This window comes from Paracerasibacillus soli, from assembly GCF_042432965.1.
Classification (GTDB): domain Bacteria; phylum Bacillota; class Bacilli; order Bacillales; family Amphibacillaceae; genus Paracerasibacillus; species Paracerasibacillus soli.
In genome coordinates, this window is sequence record NZ_JBHLWL010000002.1 from 142952 (window position 1) to 164644 (window position 21693).

At 34.5% G+C, this 21693-nt stretch carries 22 protein-coding genes and 1 other RNA gene; 21 read left to right on the forward strand and 2 right to left on the reverse strand.

Features of this window, described 5'->3' with window-relative positions:
* Window positions 1-23 precede the first annotated feature (23 nt).
* The 15 genes from ACFFIS_RS01170 (at window position 24) to nth (ending at window position 14837) form a co-directional block, all read left to right on the forward strand.
* Complete coding sequence (locus ACFFIS_RS01170) at window positions 24-347, forward strand: nucleotide pyrophosphohydrolase (RefSeq protein ID WP_320379052.1); 324 nt, start codon at window positions 24-26, stop codon at window positions 345-347.
* Between the two features lie 13 nt (window positions 348-360).
* Complete coding sequence (dapB, locus tag ACFFIS_RS01175; RefSeq protein WP_390185800.1) at window positions 361-1134, forward strand: 4-hydroxy-tetrahydrodipicolinate reductase; 774 nt, start codon at window positions 361-363, stop codon at window positions 1132-1134.
* A gap of 160 nt (window positions 1135-1294) precedes the next feature.
* Window positions 1295-1702, forward strand: a complete 408-nt coding sequence (locus ACFFIS_RS01180) for a methylglyoxal synthase (protein ID WP_390185802.1) — start codon at window positions 1295-1297, stop codon at window positions 1700-1702.
* Between the two features lie 5 nt (window positions 1703-1707).
* Window positions 1708-2832 carry an N-acetyl-alpha-D-glucosaminyl L-malate synthase BshA gene (gene bshA, locus ACFFIS_RS01185; protein ID WP_390185828.1) on the forward strand — a complete coding sequence of 375 codons (1125 nt, stop codon included), beginning with the start codon at window positions 1708-1710 and terminating at the stop codon, window positions 2830-2832.
* Window positions 2833-2846: 14 nt separating this feature from the next.
* Complete coding sequence (locus tag ACFFIS_RS01190) at window positions 2847-4046, forward strand: CCA tRNA nucleotidyltransferase (protein WP_390185804.1); 1200 nt, start codon at window positions 2847-2849, stop codon at window positions 4044-4046.
* The gene (locus ACFFIS_RS01195; RefSeq protein ID WP_390185805.1) at window positions 4013-5026 is read left to right on the forward strand and encodes a biotin--[acetyl-CoA-carboxylase] ligase; all 1014 of its coding nucleotides are present in this window, start codon (window positions 4013-4015) and stop codon (window positions 5024-5026) included. The genes ACFFIS_RS01190 and ACFFIS_RS01195 overlap by 34 nt, the downstream gene beginning before the upstream one ends.
* Window positions 5013-5843, forward strand: a complete 831-nt coding sequence (gene panB, locus ACFFIS_RS01200) for a 3-methyl-2-oxobutanoate hydroxymethyltransferase (RefSeq protein ID WP_390185808.1) — start codon at window positions 5013-5015, stop codon at window positions 5841-5843. The genes ACFFIS_RS01195 and panB overlap by 14 nt, the downstream gene beginning before the upstream one ends.
* Window positions 5844-5853: 10 nt before the next feature.
* A complete protein-coding gene (panC, locus tag ACFFIS_RS01205) occupies window positions 5854-6717 on the forward strand; it encodes a pantoate--beta-alanine ligase (RefSeq protein ID WP_390185809.1) in 864 nt (287 codons plus the stop codon).
* A 12-nt stretch (window positions 6718-6729) separates the two neighbouring features.
* Window positions 6730-7125, forward strand: coding sequence for an aspartate 1-decarboxylase (gene panD / locus ACFFIS_RS01210; protein ID WP_320379047.1), 396 nt, complete (start codon window positions 6730-6732; stop codon window positions 7123-7125).
* A gap of 275 nt (window positions 7126-7400) precedes the next feature.
* Window positions 7401-10175 (forward strand): ATP-dependent DNA helicase DinG, 3'-5' exoribonuclease type, encoded by a 2775-nt coding sequence (locus tag ACFFIS_RS01215; RefSeq protein ID WP_390185812.1) that lies wholly within the window; start codon window positions 7401-7403, stop codon window positions 10173-10175.
* Between the two features lie 144 nt (window positions 10176-10319).
* Window positions 10320-10862 (forward strand): cell wall elongation regulator TseB-like domain-containing protein, encoded by a 543-nt coding sequence (locus tag ACFFIS_RS01220; protein ID WP_390185813.1) that lies wholly within the window; start codon window positions 10320-10322, stop codon window positions 10860-10862.
* Between the two features lie 30 nt (window positions 10863-10892).
* Window positions 10893-12071: a pyridoxal phosphate-dependent aminotransferase gene (locus ACFFIS_RS01225; protein WP_320379042.1), complete on the forward strand. Its 1179-nt coding sequence runs from the start codon at window positions 10893-10895 to the stop codon at window positions 12069-12071.
* 26 nt (window positions 12072-12097) lie between these two features.
* The gene (gene asnS / locus ACFFIS_RS01230) at window positions 12098-13390 is read left to right on the forward strand and encodes an asparagine--tRNA ligase (RefSeq protein ID WP_390185815.1); all 1293 of its coding nucleotides are present in this window, start codon (window positions 12098-12100) and stop codon (window positions 13388-13390) included.
* 90 nt (window positions 13391-13480) lie between these two features.
* Window positions 13481-14170 carry a DnaD domain-containing protein gene (locus ACFFIS_RS01235; protein WP_390185817.1) on the forward strand — a complete coding sequence of 230 codons (690 nt, stop codon included), beginning with the start codon at window positions 13481-13483 and terminating at the stop codon, window positions 14168-14170.
* A 1-nt stretch (window position 14171) separates the two neighbouring features.
* A complete protein-coding gene (gene nth / locus ACFFIS_RS01240) occupies window positions 14172-14837 on the forward strand; it encodes an endonuclease III (RefSeq protein WP_320379040.1) in 666 nt (221 codons plus the stop codon).
* 25 nt (window positions 14838-14862) lie between these two features.
* Here the strand turns inward: nth and ACFFIS_RS01245 are convergent, their stop codons facing one another.
* Window positions 14863-17538, reverse strand: coding sequence for a PBP1A family penicillin-binding protein (locus ACFFIS_RS01245; RefSeq protein ID WP_390185818.1), 2676 nt, complete (start codon window positions 17536-17538; stop codon window positions 14863-14865).
* Window positions 17539-17557: 19 nt separating this feature from the next.
* Entirely contained in the window at window positions 17558-18139 is a 582-nt protein-coding gene (gene recU, locus ACFFIS_RS01250) for a Holliday junction resolvase RecU (RefSeq protein ID WP_320379035.1), read from the reverse strand.
* Between the two features lie 111 nt (window positions 18140-18250).
* On the opposite strand from recU, the gene ACFFIS_RS01255 reads away from it, so the two are divergent.
* The 6 genes from ACFFIS_RS01255 to rnpB all read left to right on the forward strand — a co-directional run bounded on the left by ACFFIS_RS01255 (window position 18251) and on the right by rnpB (window position 21524).
* Window positions 18251-19213 carry a DUF2515 family protein gene (locus ACFFIS_RS01255; RefSeq protein WP_320379034.1) on the forward strand — a complete coding sequence of 321 codons (963 nt, stop codon included), beginning with the start codon at window positions 18251-18253 and terminating at the stop codon, window positions 19211-19213.
* Window positions 19214-19497: 284 nt separating this feature from the next.
* Entirely contained in the window at window positions 19498-19719 is a 222-nt protein-coding gene (locus tag ACFFIS_RS01260) for a hypothetical protein (RefSeq protein WP_320379033.1), read from the forward strand.
* 90 nt (window positions 19720-19809) lie between these two features.
* Complete coding sequence (locus ACFFIS_RS01265; RefSeq protein ID WP_320379032.1) at window positions 19810-20172, forward strand: DUF1798 family protein; 363 nt, start codon at window positions 19810-19812, stop codon at window positions 20170-20172.
* 65 nt (window positions 20173-20237) lie between these two features.
* Window positions 20238-20648: a cytidine deaminase gene (locus ACFFIS_RS01270; protein WP_320379031.1), complete on the forward strand. Its 411-nt coding sequence runs from the start codon at window positions 20238-20240 to the stop codon at window positions 20646-20648.
* Window positions 20649-20763: 115 nt separating this feature from the next.
* Window positions 20764-21078 carry a cell division regulator GpsB gene (gene gpsB / locus ACFFIS_RS01275; protein ID WP_320379030.1) on the forward strand — a complete coding sequence of 105 codons (315 nt, stop codon included), beginning with the start codon at window positions 20764-20766 and terminating at the stop codon, window positions 21076-21078.
* 64 nt (window positions 21079-21142) lie between these two features.
* Window positions 21143-21524, forward strand: an RNA gene (gene rnpB, locus ACFFIS_RS01280) — RNase P RNA component class B.
* The last annotated feature ends 169 nt before the right edge of the window (window positions 21525-21693 follow it).

The following is a 21693-nucleotide window of genomic DNA, read 5'->3' on the forward strand; positions in this document are numbered from 1 at the left end:
GAAGAATAATGAGGTGAGAAATAATGAATTGCTATACTACAAATGACATTCAAAAACGTGTAGATCAATATATTTCACAATTTAAAGAAGGATATTTTTCTCCATTAAGTATGATGGCACGGATGACAGAGGAAGTTGGTGAGTTGGCCCGTGAGGTTAATCATTATTATGGGGAAAAACCAAAGAAATTATCAGAAGAACAGAATACAGTTGAAAACGAATTAGGTGACATCATGTTTGTGATGGCTTGTTTTGCTAATTCCTTGAATATCGACTTATCTGAAGCATTTGAAAGCTCTATGCGTAAATTTGAAACACGTGATAAAGACCGCTGGACCCGAAAATAGGAGGTATCTTGATATGACAATAAAAGTAATTTTAGCTGGACCTAGAGGTAAAATGGGATCAGAGGCATTAAGCATGATATCCCAAGATAAAGAACTAGAATTAGTAGCTTGTATCGATAGAAGACTGAAACAAAATTATGATTTTAATGTACCAGTTTATACGGATGCAAAGGAATGTTTTCAACATGTTAAAGCAGATGTTTTAATTGATTTAACAGTTCCAGATGTTGGATATCATCATACAAAAGAGGCATTACTCCATCAAATCCGACCGGTAGTAGGCACCTCTGGTTTTACCAAGGAACAAGTAGAGGAATTATCACAGCTTGCTGAACAACAAAAAACTGGTTGCATTATTGCACCGAATTTTGCAATTGGTGCAGTATTAATGATGGAATTTGCACAAATTGCTGCGAAATATTTCCCGGATGTTGAAATAATTGAAAAGCATCATGATCAAAAGTTGGATGCACCTTCAGGTACAGCAATAAAAACGTTTCAGATGATTCAAGAAACTAGAAGAAACAAACACCAAGGTCATAAAGAAGAAACAGAACTAATTCCAGGAGCACGTGGTGCAGAAGTAGATGGTATAAGAGTACATAGTGTAAGATTACCTGGTCTTGTTGCACACCACGAAATCATATTTGGTGGTCCAGGACAAACATTGACAGTACAACATGATTCATATAATCGTGATTCATTTATGTCGGGAATTAAATTTTCTATATTAAAAGTATTAGAGTTACAACAGCTCGTATATGGGTTAGAACATATTATAAAATAACTATTAGATATTACATTCTCTCGTTAGTAAGTTGACTTTTAATGAACAATGTCAGCGTGTGCAAAATTTTGGGCATGTTGTTTCTACAAGAGCTGGCAAGAAGGTATTTTTCATTGTGTCAAAAGCTTAATTTTTTACTTTAAAAAAAGAGGGGTTTATCATGAATATAGCGTTAATTGCACACGATAAGAAAAAACAAGATATGATTGTATTTACAAGCGCTTATCAACATATTCTCCATCATCATCACTTATATGCAACTGGTACAACTGGAAAATTAATTTCTGAAGCAACAGGTTTACCCGTTCATCGATTTCAGTCTGGTCCATATGGTGGAGACCAACAAATTGGTGCACTAGTTGCGACAAAGGAAATTGATATGATCATCTTCTTTCGTGATCCACTGACGGCGCAACCCCATGAACCAGATGTTAGTGCTTTGATGCGGCTTTCTGATGTACATCAAATTCCATTAGCGACCAATATGGCATCTGGTGAAATAATGATGCACGGGTTGGCACGTGGTGATTTTGAATGGAGAAATATAGTAAAAGGGAAGAAGGATTAACGAGTATGACAAAAATTGGCATCACCTGTTATCCAACTGTAGGTGGTTCAGGAGTAATTGCGACGGAATTAGGGATGAGATTAGCACAACTTGGTAACGAGATTCACTTCATTACATCAAGCTTACCTTTTCGTTTAGAACAAGTAAATCCAGCTATTTATTTTCATGAAGTGGAGCTAAGTCATTATCCCGTTTTCCAATATCCGCCGTACGATTTAATGTTAGCATCTAAAATGGCCGAAGTTATTGACCGTGAGAAGTTGGATATCCTTCACGTTCATTATGCAATGCCACATGCTATATGTGCCATATTAGCAAGAGAAATTGCACAGCGTGATGTTAAAATTGTAACAACATTGCATGGTACTGATATTACCGTACTTGGCATTGATCGTACATTTAATAAAATGATACGATATGCAATTGATCAGTCAGATGCCGTAACGGCCGTTTCACACGATCTTGTGAATCAAACGAAAGAAACAACAGGCACCGATAAAAATATTCGAGTGATATATAATTTTGTCAATGAATATGAGTACAAAAGAAAAAATATGACATCGATTAAAACACAATACGGTATTCAACCAGAACAAAAAGTGATTATTCATGTCTCCAATTTCAGAAAAGTAAAGCGTATGGAGGACGTGATACAAACTTTTGCACTTATCGAGAAAACGATTGATAGTAAATTATTACTCGTTGGAGATGGACCCGAGTTTTCGACCGCTGTTCAAGTAGTAGAGTCTTACAATCTACAAGATAAAGTTTTATTCTTAGGAAAACAAAAGAACATTAATGACCTATTATCTATTTCCGATTTAAAATTACTTCTGTCAGAAAAGGAAAGTTTTGGACTCGTATTACTAGAGGCAATGGCATGTGCGGTTCCATGTATAGGTACGAATGTAGGCGGGATTCCAGAAGTGATTCATCATAATGAAACTGGTTTTGTAGTTGAATTAGGAGATGTGCAGCAAGCAGCCAAATATGCCATTGAACTATTAGAAGACGACCAATTACATGAAACATTCGCTACTGCTGCGATGAATAGGTTACATAACATGTTTTACTCTGATAATATTGTACAACAATATGTAGATTTATATCATGAATTGTTAAATGAATAAGGAATTGTGATAACATGAAAATGGATGAGTCATTTCATCGTGCATTTGAAGTTTTACAAATAATTGAAGAACACGGCTTTTCTGCTTATTTAGTAGGCGGTTGTGTTCGTGATTATGTGTTGCAACGAGATGTTGGTGATATTGATATTGCTACTTCTGCTACACCTAAGCAAATACAAACAATTTTCGAGAAAGTCATACCTGTCGGAATTGAACATGGGACCGTCATTGTAAGGCACCGACAAAATTCCTATGAAGTAACAACTTTTCGTATAGATGGGGACTATTCAGATCAACGTCATCCTGACTCTGTGCGATTTATTGATAAAATTGATTTAGATTTGGCTAGAAGAGATTTTACTATCAATGCACTAGCAATGGATAGAGAGAAAAATATTATTGACTTATTTTCTGGAAAAGAAGATTTGAAAAAGAAAACGATTCGAACGGTTGGAGATAGCCTAAGTAGATTCAATGAAGACGCATTAAGAATGATAAGAGCATTGCGCTTTTCAAGTCAACTAGGGTTTACAATTGAAGTAAATACATTACAGGCTATACAACAACTAAAAGCCGAAATAGAACAAGTTGCAATTGAACGCATATTACATGAAATGACCAAGTTTTTTGCAGGGAAACACATCTGTATAGGCTTAAGGTATTTATATGCAACTCAGATTTACCAGTTTCTACCTGTTTTTAAGGACAATTTAACATTGATTAAAAAAATACCTGAAAATATTTTACCACTTTCATCTTTTAGTGAGGTAATAGCGTTACTCCATCTTGTTCATCCAAACATTTCGATTCTAGAATGGGTAAAAAAATGGAAGTGTGCCAATGTCATTAAAAAAGAAGCAACACATTTGGTAGATAACGTATTATATTATAGAGCACATGATCTTGATCCGTGGCTTGTTTATCAAGTGAAACAAGATTATCATAAGCAATTCTTTAGGTTAGTAAAAATATTGTTCGGAGAGATTGATCAAACTACTTTTCTTTCTCTCTATCATGATTTAGCGATCCATTCAAGAAAAGAATTACAGTTAAATGGCAATGACTTACTTGATATGTTTCCTCAATCTAAACCAGGACCATGGGTACAAGAAATATTAAATACGGTAGAAAAATTAGTTGTTCTTCGTCAAATAAAAAATGATAAAACGATGATAAAGGAATGGATCTTATGCAATCCACCAGAAATAAATTAATTGAATTACTTGCAGACACTCAAGAAAAGTATATATCTGGTCAGCAGTTATCAGATGAACTTAACGTATCTCGAAATGCAATTTGGAAGCATATGCAAGAATTAAAAAGGGATGGCTATATAATTGAAGGTATACCTAGAAAAGGATATAAAATTATATCTTTTCCAAATAAGTTAAGTGAAAACACAATACAGTGGGGCTTAAATACTAAATGGCTTGGGCAACATATCGTTCATAAAAATTCTACGACATCAACGCAAACAATTGCCCATGAATTAGCAATGGATGGAGCAAAGCATGGTACAATTGTTGTAGCTGACGAGCAGACGGCTGGAAAAGGTAGAATGAATCGAGCCTGGCATTCTTCAAAGGGGAAGGGGATATGGCTTAGTCTTATTTTAAGGCCAGCCATTCTACCACATAAAGCACCACAATTAACATTATTGACTGCAACTGTATTAGCACACGTTATCAGTGAACTTGGTTTACAACCATACATAAAATGGCCAAATGATATTATTATTAATAATAAAAAAGCTGCAGGTATTTTAACAGAGATGAAAGCCGAGCAAGACCAGATACAATATGTCGTAATCGGAATCGGAATCAATGTAAACCAGACCATTACTGATTTACCGGTAGAAATACAAAACATTGCAACCTCTTTAAAAATAGAACTCCAAGAATCATTAATTATTAGTGAACTCATTCAAAAATTACTAAGTCAATTTGAAAAAAAATATGAACAGTTTATTCAGTTTGGTTTTCAAACTATAAAAGAAATCTGGGAAGGTTATGGATTTAAGATCGGGGAAATGATTACAATTAAAACAATGCATGAAAAATGGACAGGTCAATTTTGTGGAATTGCTGAAGATGGCGCTCTACTCGTAACAAATAAGTTAGGAGAAAAGACCAAGTTATATTCAGCTGAAATAGATTGGTTTAAAAAGGGGGAAAATGGAATTGTTAACGACTAGCAAAATAAAAAGTATGAAAACTGAAAATGATAAAATTACGATGCTTACCGCATATGATTACCCATCTGCGAAATTAGCTGAAGAATCAAACGTGGATATGATATTGGTTGGGGACTCATTAGGAATGGTTGTCCTTGGATATGATTCTACTATACAAGTAACGGTTGATGATATGATTCATCACGGAAAGGCAGTAAAACGAGGGGCTCCAGACACTTTCATCGTTTTAGATATGCCTTTTATGTCCTACCACATTTCATTGGAAGCTTCATTAGAAAATGCAAGAAGGCTTTTTCAAGAAACAAATGTACAAGCCTTAAAAGTAGAAGGTGCATCGAGAGAAGTTGTAACTTTAGTAGAAAAGTTAACAAGCGCAGGTATTCCGGTAGTTGGACATATCGGTCTTACTCCACAAACCGTAAATGTACTTGGCGGATATAAGGTACAAGGAAAAGATCAAGCAACTGGTAAGAAACTTCTTCAAGAAGCAAAGCAACTCGAAAAATCTGGTGCGATTGGAATTGTGCTAGAATGTGTACCAAAAGAATTAGCGGAAATGATAACAGCTGAGATTGAAATTCCTACGATCGGAATTGGGGCAGGTATTCATTGTGATGGTCAAGTTCTCGTTTACCATGATCTTTTAATATACGGCGTGGATCGTTTGCCTAAATTTGTAAAGGCATATGGCAATTTTAATGAACATGGCACAAAAGCTATAAAAAATTACGTGAAAGATGTTAAAAAACTTGCTTTTCCAACCGATGACCATTCGTTTCTTATTAAAAACGAAGAGTTTCTACCACATAAAGAGTAGGTGATTGATCATGAAAGTGATTCGTTCTATTTCTGAATTACAACAATTAACCAAAACGACGCAAAAAAAAATAGGTTTTGTTCCAACGATGGGATTTTTACATAAAGGACATATGACATTAATGGAAAGAGCGAAACAAGAAAATGAACTTGTCATTGTGAGTATATTTGTAAATCCATTACAATTTGGACCAACGGAAGATTACGAGACTTATCCGAGGAATGAAGTAAAAGATGTAGAGCTTGCGAAAGAAATTGGAGTAGACATTGTATTTATACCTCAAGTTCAGGATATGTACCCGAATAAGATGAAAATAAAATTAAGTATTAACGAGCGCATTGACCAATTATGCGGCAAAAGTCGCCCAGGTCATTTTGATGGCGTATTAACTGTTCTTGCTAAGCTCTTTCATATTGTCAATCCTACGAAAGTATATTTTGGCTTAAAAGATGCCCAACAAGTTGCCGTTGTTGATGCTTTAATTCAAGATTTAAATTTTCCAATTGAACTTGTTGGTGTTCCTACCGTTCGGGAAGAGTCAGGATTGGCAATTAGTAGCCGTAATGTTCATTTATCACCGCAGGAAAAAAAAGAAGCAACAGAACTGTATAAAGCATTAAATTATGGTAGGAAGTTAGTAGTTGACGGAGAAACAAATCCTGTTATGATAGAAAAAGAGGTAAAAAACTATTTGAAGAACAACACCTCATCAAAAATAGATTATATAGATATATTATCATATCCAGACTTAAAAAAAGTTGATCAGATTAATCAACGCGTTATTCTCGCTGGTGCTTTATATTTTGAAAAGGCACGAATTATAGATAATCTAATTTTCAATGAACAAGGAAATTTGGAAAACAAATTTTCATAAGGGGATAGATAGATGTTTCGAACGATGATGAAAGCAAAGATTCATCAAGCAATTGTGACTGAAGCAAATTTAAATTATGTCGGTAGTATTACGATTGATGAAGCAATATTGGAACAAGTTGATATTTTACCTCATGAAAAGGTACAAATAGTAAATAATAATAATGGTGCTAGATTTGAAACGTATGTAATCGCCGGCCAAAAAGGTTCTGGTGTTATTTGTCTAAATGGAGCTGCAGCAAGATTAGTACAACCAGGTGATGAAGTGATTATCATTGCTTATGCACTTATCTCTGCAGAAGAATTAGCATCATTTAAACCGAAAGTTGCCATTATGTCGCAACAAAATACAATTACACAACTTATTGAACAAGAGCCACCGTTAACCAAAACAAAACATTTATCATAAGTATTCATACGATACCTATGTTATAAAAGTGATAATTATAAACGTTTATCAGGGAAATAACTGCCACGAAAAGTCACATATTACATTGGAATTAGCATGCTACATCTGTGGGCTAGGTCTATACAACCCACTTCCGGTGGGCGAACTATCTGCATGAGAAGAATAGAGTTATTTAAAATTCTTCACAAGATGGAGTTTCACTTTATGATGACAAAGACTCTTATCAACTGATAAGAGTCTTCTTTTTGAAGCAGGAAAGAAAGGTGGAGAGGCTGATGGATAAATATGTTGTAATAGACTTAGAAACGACGGGGCATTCACCAAAGAATAATGATAAAATCATCGAAGTCGGGATTGTTGTGATTGAAAATGACGAGATAGTGGATACATATTCAACTTTTTTAAATCCGAAGCAAACAATTCCACCATTTATTGTTAATCTAACTGGTATTTCTAATGATGATGTGGCAGATGCGCCAACTTTTGAAGAAAAGGCATATGAAATTGCGCATTATTTTGAGGATTGTTATATCATCGCACATAATATTTCGTTTGATCTTGGTTTTCTAAATGCAGAACTAGCAAATTTTAATATTCCTCAACTAAAAAATCCCGTCTTGGACACGGTTGAATTAGCACGAATTTTATTTCCAACTTCGGCAGGATTTAAGCTCGAAAAGCTTGCAGAGTTTCTAGATATTGAGCATGAAGATCCACATCGTGCTTTATCTGATGCATATGTCACTGCAAAGTTATTTCTAAAAATAAAGGAAAAGCTTCATACACTTCCAATTGAAACGATTGACCATTTACTTCAATTGGAACCAAAGCTTCATTCAGATCTTTTTGCTCTTTTGTATGCACAGAAAAAGGCCTTACAGTATACAGAAGACATCTATACACATATTGAAACTTATCGGGGAATTGCCTATAAAAAACCTGTCCAAGATAATCCAAATCCAGGTGGGTATGATTGTTCATATGGAGACTTTTTAGATGAACTGTATGAATCAAACGGTGTAATGGAAACTAAGTTAAAACATTATGAAAAAAGACAAGGTCAGCGACAAATGTCCGAGTATATTCAAGAGGGTTTTGATGCAAAAAAACATGTATTAATTGAAGCTGAAACAGGAACCGGTAAGTCCATTGCTTATTTAATTCCAGCAATTTACGAAGCTGTTAGAAACGACGAGAGAATTGTAATAAGTACGCATACGACACAATTACAAAGTCAATTACTAGAAGAAGAAATACCCTTAATTCGTTCACTTATACCTTTTCATTTTTCAGCAACACTATTGAAAGGGAAGCAGCATTACATTAGTTTTGAAAAATTGGAACGGGAATTAGAACAAATAGAAGACGACAATTATGATATTGTTCTAACAAAAGCAATGATTCTTGTTTGGTTATTAGAGACTGAAACTGGCGATATAGATGAGGTGCATTTACCATCTAGGGGTACGTTATTTTACCAAAAATTATCAGCTGAATCAGAAGGTACATTTGATCCAACGTCTCCTTGGTTTTCCAGGTCATATTATCAAAGAGCCCGAAAACGAGCACAACAAGCGCATCTAGTTATAACAAATCATGCATTATTATGTACAGATATGGTAAATAACTTTCAATTTTTGCCGAAATATAATAAGGCAATTATTGACGAAGCACATCATCTTGAAGATACGGCTGCACATCATTATGGATTAAAGCTTGACTATATGCATATAGCATTTACATTTAATCAATTAGGGCATACGATGGACAGTAAATGGTTTGCAAAAGTTAATACGGGGGAAAACTTCAATTTTCAAGATTTGCAAGATGAATGGGATAAAATATATCAAGATGCAAAATTTGAACTAGATATATTATTTCGTACCATTTACCGCTATGTTACAGACCAGCAGAGAGCAAAAAAATCATTAAGTGATGTTGGCCGTATCCAATATCATGTTCAGGATAATGAAAAAACTGAAACTTGGTTACAAATAAAGGAAATGGCAGCCCGACTTACTCGGTATATTCGTGATTTAATTCACTTGTTATCATTAATTCAATATAAAAGTACAGATTCTGCAATCAAAGAAAATACTGAAACAAGTATGAAGCAGTTACAATTGTATTTGGATGAACTTGAATTTTTATTTCTCACAGAAGATTCATCGACAATAAAATGGATTGAAATTGACTCCTATGGTGCAAAAAATGCTGTTTATACTTATAGTGAACCAAAAGAAATATCACATATATTGTCAGAACATCTATTTGCAAAAAAACAGAGTATCGTCTTAACAAGTGCCACGCTAACGATGCAAGGTTCTTTTCACTTTATAGAAAATAGACTCGGATTGCCAAAGGAAAATACACAAAGTTATCGCATTTCTTCACCATTTTCTTATAAGGATCAAGTACAAGTACTTATTCCAAGTGATTTTCCAAATATTAAAAATGATACAGATGAATTTATTTATTCCACAACGGAAGCCATTCTATCACTAGCGGAAATTACAAATGGTCGTATGCTTGTTCTATTTACTTCATATGACATGTTAAGAAAATGTTTTTATTTAATGAAGGAAATAATGGATCAAGAAGAGTATATGGTGATTGCCCAAGGAATTTCTAGTGGGAGTAGATCGCGCTTAAAAAAGAATTTCCAAAAGTTTGAGAAGGCTATTTTACTCGGAACAAGTTCTTTTTGGGAAGGTGTTGATATTCCAGGTGAAGATTTATCGTGCTTAATGATTGTACGATTGCCTTTTCAAGCTCCCAATCATCCTGTATATGCAGCCAAAGCAGAACATTTGAAGTCTCAAGGGAAAAATGCTTTTATGGATTTAGCATTACCACATGCAGTTATTCGTTTTAAACAGGGATTTGGCCGTCTTATTCGCTCGAAAAAGGACCGAGGTATCGTTTTTATATGTGATTCACGCATTGTAGATAGTCGATACGGTCAATATTTTATTAATTCCATACCAGAGGTACCGATATATCATCTTTCAACTACAAAACTAATGGAACACGCAAAAGAGTGGTTTTAATTATGTAAAATCATACTGATGTCGCCATCAGTATGATAAATTGGTATGGGTTGGTGTATTTATATATAGTGTTCACATGATAAGTTTAGTTATAAGTAGTAAATATTGATAAAAAACAGAGTGAGTAAAATGTAGGTGGCTATGATGAAAAATTATTATCAATTTGAAAAGCAAAAATCAAACCGGCTAATATGGCTGCTTTCCATTGTGGCCCTTGTGCTTATAAGTTGTTTGGTTTTTAGTATTTGGTTATATCATTCCATTTTAGTATCGAAAGAAACAGGCTTTTTGGAATCCGAACAAATAGCTAAAAAAGAAGCTAATATAGAAACAGTCGAATCCATTGAACGTTTTCATGGGAATCAACTTTATCATGTTGTAAGCGGAAGTACAAAGGATCATCAAAAGTTAATTGTTTTTATTCCTAAATCTAAAGATGGGAAGAAACAAGCTCTGACAGTTGTTCATCAATCTGATGTGAAATCGAAGGATGTTATTTTGAAAAAATGGATGAGTAGTTGTAATGAGTGTCGTTTTGTTGACATCAAACCTGGCATTGTCAATAAAGAGTCAATATGGGAGATCACATATTATGATCATTCTGGACGATATGTCTTTGAATACTTTACAATGGAAGATGGAACGCTTTATGAACAATTACGTCTGCGACCATCACTTCATAAATAACTTAAAAACTTTGTAAAGGTGGTAATATTTATGGAATTAGCAAATCGAGTGAATAGTTTAACACCTTCTTCCACTTTAGCTATTTCAGCGAAAGCAAAACAATTAAAGCAAGAAGGTCATGATGTAATTGGTTTAGGTGTTGGTGAGCCTGATTTTAATACACCATCATTTATTATAGATGCTGCCAAAGATGCAATGGATAAAGGAATGACGAAATACACACCCACAGGAGGTATTCAAGAGTTAAAACAAGCTATCATACATAAATTTCAGCGTGATAATGGACTAAGTTATACGCAAACAGAGATTATCGTTACATCAGGAGCAAAACACGCATTATATACACTATTTCAAGTCCTTTTAAATGAAGGGGACGAAGTAATTATACCTACACCTTATTGGGTGAGTTATCCTGAACAGGTGAAATTGGCAGAAGGTGTTCCAATTTATATTGATGGTCTAGAGAATCATAATTTTAAAATTTCACCAGAACAATTAGAGGCTGCAATAACACCACGTACAAAAGCTGTAATCATCAATTCACCTAGTAATCCAACAGGTATGATGTATACAGCAGAGGAATTAAGAAAAATTGGCGATATATGTGAAAAGCATGAATTATTTATTGTTTCGGATGAAATATACGAAAAATTAATTTATACAAATGATAAACATATTTCGATTGCCCAACTTTCACCGAAACTAAAAGAGAGAACGATTGTCATTAACGGTGTTTCAAAATCACATGCAATGACAGGTTGGAGAATTGGTTACGCAGCGGGGGCAGAGGTGATTATTAAAGCAATGACAAATCATGCCTCTCATGCAACGTCAAATCCAACTTCAATTGCACAATATGCTGCTTTAGCAGCATATGAAAATGAAACAGATCCAACAATTAAAATGAGAGATGTTTTTTCAAGAAGATTGGATGTCCTTTATAATTTATTAATTGATATACCTGGTATCTCTTGTAAAAAACCAAACGGAGCATTTTATTTGTTTCCAAACGTAATAGAAGCTGCCAAAAAATGTGGCTATGACACAGTTGACGATTGGGTTGCAGCATTATTAATTGAGGAAAAGGTTGCACTCGTTCCAGGATCTGGATTTGGATTTCCTAATAATGTGCGACTATCGTACGCTACTTCAGAAGACGTGCTCGTAGAAGCTGCTCAAAGAATTAAACGATTTGTAGAAAAACACTAATGATTGTTTTAATGGAGGAATGAATGTTGAAAACTACTATTGTAAATGTAAAAGATTATGAAGGAAAAGAAGTAAAAATTGGCGCATGGTTAGCGAATAAGCGGTCAAGTGGTAAAATCGCCTTTCTACAACTACGAGATGGAACTGGCTTTATGCAAGCGGTCGTTGCAAAAAGTGATGTAGATGAGAAAACTTTTGAGTTAGCAAAAAATATGCATCAAGAGTCGTCTATGTATATTACGGGAACAATCGTTGAAGATACCCGTTCACCTTTAGGTTTTGAAATGCATGTTAAAGATATTGAACTAATTCATGAAGCGATTGATTATCCAATTACTCCAAAAGAACACGGTACAGAATTTTTAATGGATCACCGCCACCTATGGTTGCGTTCTAAAAGACAACATGCAGTCATGAAAATTCGTAATGAAATCATTCGTTCGACATATGAGTTTTTCAATGAACATGGTTTTGTTAAAATCGACCCACCTATATTAACAGGTGCATCTGCGGAAGATACAACGGAGTTATTTCATACGGAATACTTTGATGAAGAAGCATATTTATCACAAAGTGGACAACTTTATTTAGAGGCTGCGGCTATGGCATTAGGTAAAGTGTTCTCATTTGGCCCTACCTTCCGTGCGGAAAAGTCAAAAACGAGACGTCATCTTATTGAATTTTGGATGATGGAACCAGAAATGGCCTTCGTGGAACATGAGGAAAGTTTAGAGGTGCAGGAACAATATGTGTCACATATTGTACAGTCTGTGTTAAAAAACTGTCAAACAGAATTAAAAACTTTAAATCGTGATTTGAGTAAATTGGAAAGGGTACAAGCACCATTCCCTCGACTAACATATAAAGAAGCAATTCAATTATTAAAAGATAAGGGCTTTACCGACATCGATTATGGGGATGACTTTGGAGCGCCTCATGAGACTGCAATTGCAGAGGAATATAATATGCCAGTATTTATTATTAACTGGCCTGCACATATAAAAGCATTCTATATGAAGCCACATCCTGAAAATCCTGACTTGGTTTTATGTGCCGATTTAATCGCGCCTGAAGGATATGGTGAAATTATTGGTGGTTCTGAAAGAATTGATGACTTTGAATTAATGGAAGAACGCTATAAACAATATCATTTAACAGGTCCTGCTTATGCCTGGTATTTAGAACTTAGAAAGTACGGTAGTGTACCACACTCCGGCTTTGGCTTGGGACTTGAAAGAACAGTTGCTTGGATTAGTGGAGTAGAACATGTACGTGAAACAATTCCGTTCCCAAGACTATTAAATCGACTATATCCATGATCTACATGATAAATCCCTTGCCACATGCGCAAGGGATTTTATAGTCGCTTATGGAATGAGACATGCTATACTAGTTAAGAGGTGTAAACAATGACAAAGGGGTATAACATACAACAAATATTACTAGATCAGCTTTCGATTTCAACATCACTACTATCATCCTATACGTCTTTAGGACTCGATGAAAAAGAAGTAATGGTTCTTATACAAATTCATCGCTTTGCATATGAGGGAAATTTCTTTCCGACACCATTTGACATTGCGTCATGTATGTCTGTAAGCGAAGATGAGTGTTCTAAAATACTAAGAAAACTTGTACGAAAGCAATTTCTAACAATTGAAAAAGGTGAAAATGCAGAAAATCAGGTAAGTGAAGTATATTCATTAGAAACTCTTTGGAAAAACCTATATGACGAAAAGCTTGAAAAAGTCGAGGAAGAACATTTTGGTACAATATTCGTTTTATTTGAACAAGAGTTCGGACGACCTATTTCTCCTTTCGAAATAGAAATGATAAATGCATGGATTGACGAAGATCAAATCGCACCTTCTTTAATAAAGGCTGGTTTAAGAGAAGCAGTTTTAATGGGGAAGTTAAACTTTAAATACATTGACCGAATATTACGGGATTGGCAAAAAAAAGGTATACAGACGGTTGAACAGGCTAGAGATGCTAGTAGAACAATAAGACAAACAAGACAAACGAATACAAGAGAATATAAAGAAGAAGCGACAGGGGATAAGACCCTTTATTATAATTGGTTAAAAGGGGAGGAATAAATTGTTAAATAAAAAAGAAATCCGTTTCTGCTTAGATGAAATGAAGAAAATGTTTCCAGAAGCGGAATGTGAGCTTATTCATGATAACCCATTTGAACTTGTTATTGCAGTATTACTTTCTGCACAATGCACAGATGTGCTAGTGAATAAGGTAACAAAGGATTTATTTAAAAAATATAAAACTCCTGAAGATTATTTAGCAGTCTCACTCATTGAATTACAAAATGATATTCGTTCCATTGGTTTATATCGGAATAAAGCAAAGAACATTCAAATATTATGCCAGCAATTGCTAGATGATTACAATGGGGAAGTACCATCCTCTAAAGAAGAGCTTGTACAGTTAGCTGGGGTAGGTAGAAAAACAGCAAATGTTGTAGCATCGGTCGCTTTTGGCGAACCGGCTATCGCAGTAGATACACATGTAGAGAGGGTTTCCAAGAGATTGGGAATTTGTAGATGGAAAGATTCTGTTTTAGAAGTAGAAAAAACCTTAATGAAAAAGATACCTAAAGATGAATGGAGTGAAACACATCACCGACTTATATTCTTTGGGAGATACCATTGTAAAGCACGTAATCCTAACTGCCCAGCATGTCCGCTATTGCCTCTATGTCGAGAAGGTAAAAAACGTATGAAAAAAGAATTAGCAAATGAAGCCAATTAAAAAAAGCGCCCTAAGGCGCTTTTTTTTAATCGGAATCTGAGTCTTCACCATCACCGTCAACAGGTTCATCTTCATCTGTATCCTTTGGAATTTGAATGGTGACACTTTTTTGTTCACTTCTAATATTATCTTGCTGATCTGAAATAGATGTGACTACTATTGTATAAGATTGACCCGGCTGCACTCCTTTAATATCTATACCTTGAGATTTGACAGTTTGTGTTTGGCCATTTACGGAAACTTCAAACTTTGCGGGTGGTCCATCATAATTCCATTTCACAATCAACTTTTCTCCATCATATTTTGCATCTAGGTTACTAACAGGTGGTACATTTTTCACTTCTTCTTGTTCATCATCTTCGTCGGGCTCTTCAGTTTCTTCAGATTGAAGTGTTAGTTTAGTCGTGACAGCATCACTACGATTTGAGCTGTCACCCTTATCCACAACAACAACTTGAATGGTGTAGTCGGCACCTGGTTCTACTTCTGAAATATCAAATGTTGTATCTGTTGTTGTAGAGAGTACTTTCATGGAACCGCCATTCACACTAGAACTAATCTCGAATTCAACGTCGGCATCATTTTTATATTGCCAATCCACCTGAATCGAATTTGAGTCTTCATCATATGCAGCTTTCAAACCTTTAACGGGATCCAGTTTATCAAATTTCTCTGATCTCGCTTTAGGCTCAGTACCCTTTACAAATAGCTCTGTCACAATTTGAGAACTAGGTGTATAACTACTAGGTAATGATGCTGGATTCGATCCCTTTTCTACACCAACTCGAACAACAGAACTTGGCATTTTAAAATCAGGAGTTTCGAGATCTTTTGATAACTCGGTCATCGTTAATCTAAATAAATCTTGGGATATGTGTGTGTATCCATCCGGAATACTTTGACGTTTCTTTCCATCCTCATTATATCCACCAGACCAAACCGAAATGGTATAGTTCGTCGTATAACCTACAAACCAAGCATCTTTATTTTCATTTGTCGTTCCTGTTTTACCTGCCATTGGCAAACCTGCGATATTTACATTTTTACCTGTACCCTCATGAATAACAGATTTCAACATGTCTGTCATCATATAAGCCGTATAATCAGACATGGCAGCTTTAGGTTCAGGTTTTAAATCAACGACTTTTCCATCAGGGAATTCTACTTTTGTTACGGCGTAAGGCTCATTGTAAATCCCTTCATTACCAAATGGTCTAAATGCACCAGCCATTTGTAGTGGCGTTACAGCTGTATCAGTTCCTCCAATTGCATCTCCAATTGTTATTTGGTCGTTAGCAAATGTATAACCAATGCCTTTCGCAAACTCTTTCGCTTTATCTAAACCAGTTTCCTCTAAAGTTTTTAATGCCGGGACATTTAATGAATTTGCTAAGGCATAACGTGCTGACATCCAACCTTGATAACGGCGATTCCAGTTTTGAATGGAATGTGTAGTGCCTTTTACTAGGTATGGTTTATCATCATTAATTTGGTGATATGTTGATATTTTATTATATTCAATAGCAGGACCGTAAGATACAATAGGTTTTGCAGTAGAACCCGCTTGAAATTTACCCTGTATAGCATAATTTAGTAATTTTTGACCTTCTTCAGTTTTTCTTCGTCCTCCAATTGCTCGAATTTCACCTGTTTTTGTATCTAATACAACCATTCCAGATTGCATAGAATCATTAGGATATTTAATTGGACTATCCTCACTATTAGATAATAAATGCTCTACATATTCTTGGGCCTTCGGGTCCAATGTTGTATATATCTTGAGCCCATCTGTGTAGATGTCTGCACCATCAATCTTTTCTTTAACCTCATTTTCTACTTGTTGCATAAATGCTTCATAAGGTGTTGCCTGCTCTTGTTTTTCAACTAACAATGACTTAATATCAACTTTCATTGCTTCATCTGCATCTGCTTGTGTAATCTTTCCATGACGCACCATCAAAGTTAAAACAGTTTTCATACGTTTTTTTGTAAGTTCTGGATCATGAAATGGGTTATAGGCAGTAGGCCTTTGTGGTAACCCAGCCAAAATTGCTGCTTCTGGTAACGTTAATTCTTTTAAATCTGTTTTACCAAAATATACTTCCGCTGCTCTTGCAACCCCGTATGCATGACTTCCATAGAAAATTTTATTTAAGTACATTTCTAAAATTTGCTCTTTAGAATATTGGCGTTCCAATTTTAAAGAAAGCCACATTTCTTGGACTTTTAATTTAATCTTCTTTTCAGGTGTTAAAAAGGAACGCTCAACAACTTGTTGTGTAATTGTACTTGCACCTTCAGCACCAAAGCCACGTTTAAAGTTTGCTAAAACGGCGCCACCAATTCTTCTCAAATCTATACCATGATGCTGAAAAAAGCGAGCATCCTCTGTTGATGTAACTGCATCAATTAGATTTTGTGGCAAATCATCATATTCTATTTTAGTTCTTTTTTCATCGTGTGCTAAATCTGCAATTAGATCAACATTTATATCATATACTTGCGAAGAAAAAGGATCGGACAGTTTTTCTGCATCAATGGATGGCGCTGTTGCAATATAATATGTAAAAAGGGCGCCAATTCCGATACCAATTGCTAAAAATAATAAGAGAATGGAAAGCAATATTTTTTTCCATAATGGTTTATTTTTGGTTTTCTTTTTTGTTCTACGAGCCATACGGCTATCGTTATTTGCAGTCATTTTACTTTACCTCCAAGGTTTAAAAATAGAGCTGATCAATAATGGCTAAATAATTCACTCGCGCCTGATATTGAAATGGTATTTGAAATCCATGCTGTTTAATATCTGCATAAGGTACAGATTTTCTACCTCCATTAAACTGATTTTCCCAGTATGTAAATAAGTGTTCTGCTGATAGGAAATAAGTTTCATTTAATTGTGTAAATCGGATAATAATAAAAGAAATACCACCATGCTTTACAATTGCATGCATATGCTTAATCTGGTGTTCATGGATGTTTGCTAGAGGAAAACTTGTTTTATTATTTGTTTCCTTCGCTTCAAAATCAATATATTTATTTCTATAAAGTCCATTGTAATCTGTAGTTGATGCTTGTTTAAAATAAGCCTCTGTAATAACAGCAGCACTTCGCTTTGGATAATTTACATTTACGATTTGTACTGGTGTTGGCTTTTTATGAATAATTGCACGGTCTGTTGCCAAGTAAAACATATTTGTTTCGTTAATATCTGTTTCTAGTGACATACCACGATTTGCAAACGATGTATTGTTTTTTACTGGTGCAGGTACCTTTTTTGTTAATCCATTTGGATAATTCATGTACATCCCCCTAGTGTATTACAGTATCATACCAAAAAAAGCAATTTTTGATAACTATTCTTCCTTAAATGTAACAAGAATGTAGAATATCATGCAAAGATAGGTGATTTCATGACAGATGCAAGTAAAGATACCAACTATATCTATTTTATAACAAATGAGACAAAAAAACATAATTTGGATAACATTTCACGTACAAATGCATATTTTGCGTTCTACCTAAAGCATCCAGAGATAAAATGGGCATTTCTAGCTAGTGTCGTGTCTAGAAATGCTGGTTGGAATATGACGGACTTAGTATTACCAGTCTTTAAACAAACTTTAGGCGAAATAGAGAACAACCAATTATTTCACACATATGAAAAAGCAAATTGGCTCATTTTTTCCGACGCATATCCACAATTACTTATATATCAATTATCTACGGAACAAAACGAGGCTAAGTTCCATTTATTACAATATTTTAATGTGTCTCTTTTCATGATAAGGGAATGGTATTTGTTTTGGAGAAAAAAGGATTTAACCAGAATGGTATATGCTTTAATTATTAACGAGCAGTACGTCATTGATAGGCCAATTATGCAAAATAACTATTATAAAAAACATGTTTTTTTAAAAATACCTTATCTATTACAAAATATACTAAGAATGAATGCTGTTTTGCTACCAACAAAACAGAGGGAATTATATGGGTTTTTTGTTCCTGGCTTCACAAAAGTAGAGAATCGAATAAAACTTGGTAAAAAAATCTTTCACCTATTATTTACACCTTCTATATATTTTCGCGTGAAAGATTTTTGTCTATCTGTTCCCCATACAGGATCACGTCATGATTATGAACAGTTTTCATGTAATCAGTTAAAGTCACAAACAGTAGACCTACGTGCTGCTTTTCCAGTAATAGAACATGAATATAAGCAATATCCCGATTGGTACAATCAAACAAAAAATGTTAGTAAATGGCTCAAACAAATAGAAATTAGGAGGTACCAAGTAATTTCCAAACAATTTTATCGAAAAAGAAAGCTCTTTGAAGTTTATGTAAGACTAAAGCATTTATTGCAAAAAAAATAGAGGATTTGCTACAATGCAAATCCTCTTCATAACATTTATGTGGAAGGACGATTCGGGCCAGATAATTTTTTGTCACCTTTTTGTAAATCTTTAAACGTTTCTTCTTTTCCGTGTTGTTTATTTTTGTTTTTATTTTTTTCAGTCATATCAGGGATGCCTCCTTTGTATAAAAATTGTACAAATGCACTAGTTTTGAAACATTACTTCTAGTTTTGTCGAATGAGCAGGAGTTTATGCATCAAGATAGAATGGTTTACATAAGCAAAAAAATAGGGAGGCTTATCATGGGACAATTATTAAAACAAATTGATAGTTATGCCACAAACGGTATTTCAAAACAGAAAGTGGAAGTGATTTTAAAGTCCTTATATGATCAGGTACAAATGATGGAACAAAAGACCGTACTGGAATTCGAGCATACCATTCATGCTTATTATACTACTCAACAGCAAACCATAGCTTCATTGCACCAACAATATGCAAGTATAAAACGACAAATTCTTTAAAAGCTCGTAATATACGTATCATCTTTATAAAAGAAATGCTAAAATAAGGATATTAGGTATATTATTATAAAGATGTCAGGTGAATAAATGATGGATTTGATACAATTAACAACTTTGTTAAAACGTCATATGAAGGATTTAAAAGCGTACTATGAAAGTCATGAACCACCTAAAAACAGAAGGGACCACGAGTTCTTTTCCTTTGTTAAAACACAAACAGAGCCTATACATATTTTACTGGCGGAATGGGAGGAAAAGGCCCTTCATACATTGAAACAACGACAAGGAATACATGTGTATCCACAACAAATTATTTCTTCGAAGGAAAACATGAGATTATTGATCATGCATAGTTACTATATCGATACTAGGAAAAGAATATATATGGAAATGTATAAGTCTGTACAGTATGTTTTGGATCAACTTTTACATGATTTACAAAGTGGGAGCTAAAGCGCTTTACATTTCCTTTTTCTTTTTTTATAATGATGTTCCACATATAGTTGAGGGGGGAAGACATGTCCAAGGACCAATTAGTGAAAGAAGCAAAAGCAATAAGAGAGAAAGCTTATGTGCCTTATTCGAAATTCCCTGTAGGTGCAGCCATAAAAACGAAGTCTGGGAAATTGTACACTGGCTGTAATATTGAAAATGCAGCTTACCCAGTTTCATGTTGTGCGGAAAGGGTTGCAATTTTTAAAGCACTTTCAGATGGCGAAACGTCCTTTTCTGAGATGGCAGTTGTTGCAGATACAAATCGTCCTGTACCACCATGTGGTTCATGTAGACAAGTTATGAGTGAATTCTTTGATCCAAATATGAAAATTCATTTAACAAATTTACAAGATGATATAAAAACAGTTACAATGGAAGATTTGTTACCATTTTCATTTCATCCAGATGATTTGAATAATGGAGTAGACAAATAAGAAGCTGATTTCTCAGCTTCTTATTTTAATGGTATAATATTTATACATATTGTTTACACGCTATAATAAAATAGAGTAAAGCTTGTATTTCAATTCAAGAGAGGTGTTAAATGTAATGGCAGAAAGTAAAAAACAGTTAAATGCAAAGGATATTCTTGAAAAAGATTTTAAAGTCTCGATGCGAGGATATAATCAAGAAGAAGTTGATAAATTTTTAGATGTAATTATTCAAGATTATGAAGCGTTTCAACAAAAAATTCAAACCTTGACAGAAGAAAATGAACGTTTAAAACAGCAACAAACTGAACAACCTAGGACAAGAAGCGCGACACCGAATCATCAAGTAAATTATGATGTTTTAAAAAGATTATCTAATTTAGAAAAAGCTGTGTTTGGCGCTAAATATGCAAATGCTAACACTGAATCTTAAAAAACATTATTTTCCAATGCTAAACATAAAGATTTATGATATAATAACCTCATAGTCAAATTGAATACTTACGTAATCGCTGCACATTGTGCAGAGGAAAGTCCATGCTCACACAAACTGCGATGTTTGTAGTGTTCGTGCTTGACGAATTCATAAGTCAAGGTAACGTCGTATATACGTTAACGGCAGTAAAAAGTCCTAAGTCTTATGATATGGACGAGTATACTTGAAAGTGCCACAGTGACGAACTAAATTGGAAACAATTTAGGTGGAACGCGGTAAACCCCACGAGTGAGCAACCCAAATAATGGTAGGGGCATCCTTGATTAGGGAATTGAACCGAAAAAGGGACAGGTATTGACAATACTTGTAGATAGATGATTACGACCAAAGTACGAGGCTAACCACCGTTTGCAGTACAATGGAACAGAACATGGCTTACCGAGTATTCAATGGTTTATTGAACGTATATATTATTCATAACCTTACTGTTGTATGTCGCAATGGTAAGGTTATTTGGCTCTACAATAAATAGTGTTGGTGATAAAAATTCACTAACACTATTTTTAGTATTAGTAAAAATAGAAAACAAGTGAGTTTCCCTGTAGAATTAAA

Bases quoted from the DNA above. Each gene is read 5' to 3' on its own strand.
- ACFFIS_RS01170 (WP_320379052.1), top strand. From the start codon at position 24: ATGAATTGCTATACTACAAATGACATTCAAAAACGTGTAGATCAATAT.
- dapB (WP_390185800.1), top strand. From the start codon at position 361: ATGACAATAAAAGTAATTTTAGCTGGACCTAGAGGTAAAATGGGATCA.
- ACFFIS_RS01180 (WP_390185802.1), top strand. From the start codon at position 1,295: ATGAATATAGCGTTAATTGCACACGATAAGAAAAAACAAGATATGATT.
- bshA (WP_390185828.1), top strand. From the start codon at position 1,708: ATGACAAAAATTGGCATCACCTGTTATCCAACTGTAGGTGGTTCAGGA.
- ACFFIS_RS01190 (WP_390185804.1), top strand. From the start codon at position 2,847: ATGAAAATGGATGAGTCATTTCATCGTGCATTTGAAGTTTTACAAATA.
- ACFFIS_RS01195 (WP_390185805.1), top strand. From the start codon at position 4,013: ATGGATCTTATGCAATCCACCAGAAATAAATTAATTGAATTACTTGCA.
- panC (WP_390185809.1), top strand. From the start codon at position 5,854: ATGAAAGTGATTCGTTCTATTTCTGAATTACAACAATTAACCAAAACG.
- panD (WP_320379047.1), top strand. From the start codon at position 6,730: ATGTTTCGAACGATGATGAAAGCAAAGATTCATCAAGCAATTGTGACT.
- ACFFIS_RS01215 (WP_390185812.1), top strand. From the start codon at position 7,401: ATGGATAAATATGTTGTAATAGACTTAGAAACGACGGGGCATTCACCA.
- ACFFIS_RS01220 (WP_390185813.1), top strand. From the start codon at position 10,320: ATGAAAAATTATTATCAATTTGAAAAGCAAAAATCAAACCGGCTAATA.
- ACFFIS_RS01225 (WP_320379042.1), top strand. From the start codon at position 10,893: ATGGAATTAGCAAATCGAGTGAATAGTTTAACACCTTCTTCCACTTTA.
- ACFFIS_RS01235 (WP_390185817.1), top strand. From the start codon at position 13,481: ATGACAAAGGGGTATAACATACAACAAATATTACTAGATCAGCTTTCG.
- ACFFIS_RS01245 (WP_390185818.1), bottom strand. From the start codon at position 17,538: ATGACTGCAAATAACGATAGCCGTATGGCTCGTAGAACAAAAAAGAAA.
- recU (WP_320379035.1), bottom strand. From the start codon at position 18,139: ATGAATTATCCAAATGGATTAACAAAAAAGGTACCTGCACCAGTAAAA.
- ACFFIS_RS01255 (WP_320379034.1), top strand. From the start codon at position 18,251: ATGACAGATGCAAGTAAAGATACCAACTATATCTATTTTATAACAAAT.
- ACFFIS_RS01260 (WP_320379033.1), top strand. From the start codon at position 19,498: ATGGGACAATTATTAAAACAAATTGATAGTTATGCCACAAACGGTATT.
- ACFFIS_RS01265 (WP_320379032.1), top strand. From the start codon at position 19,810: ATGGATTTGATACAATTAACAACTTTGTTAAAACGTCATATGAAGGAT.
- ACFFIS_RS01270 (WP_320379031.1), top strand. From the start codon at position 20,238: ATGTCCAAGGACCAATTAGTGAAAGAAGCAAAAGCAATAAGAGAGAAA.
- gpsB (WP_320379030.1), top strand. From the start codon at position 20,764: ATGGCAGAAAGTAAAAAACAGTTAAATGCAAAGGATATTCTTGAAAAA.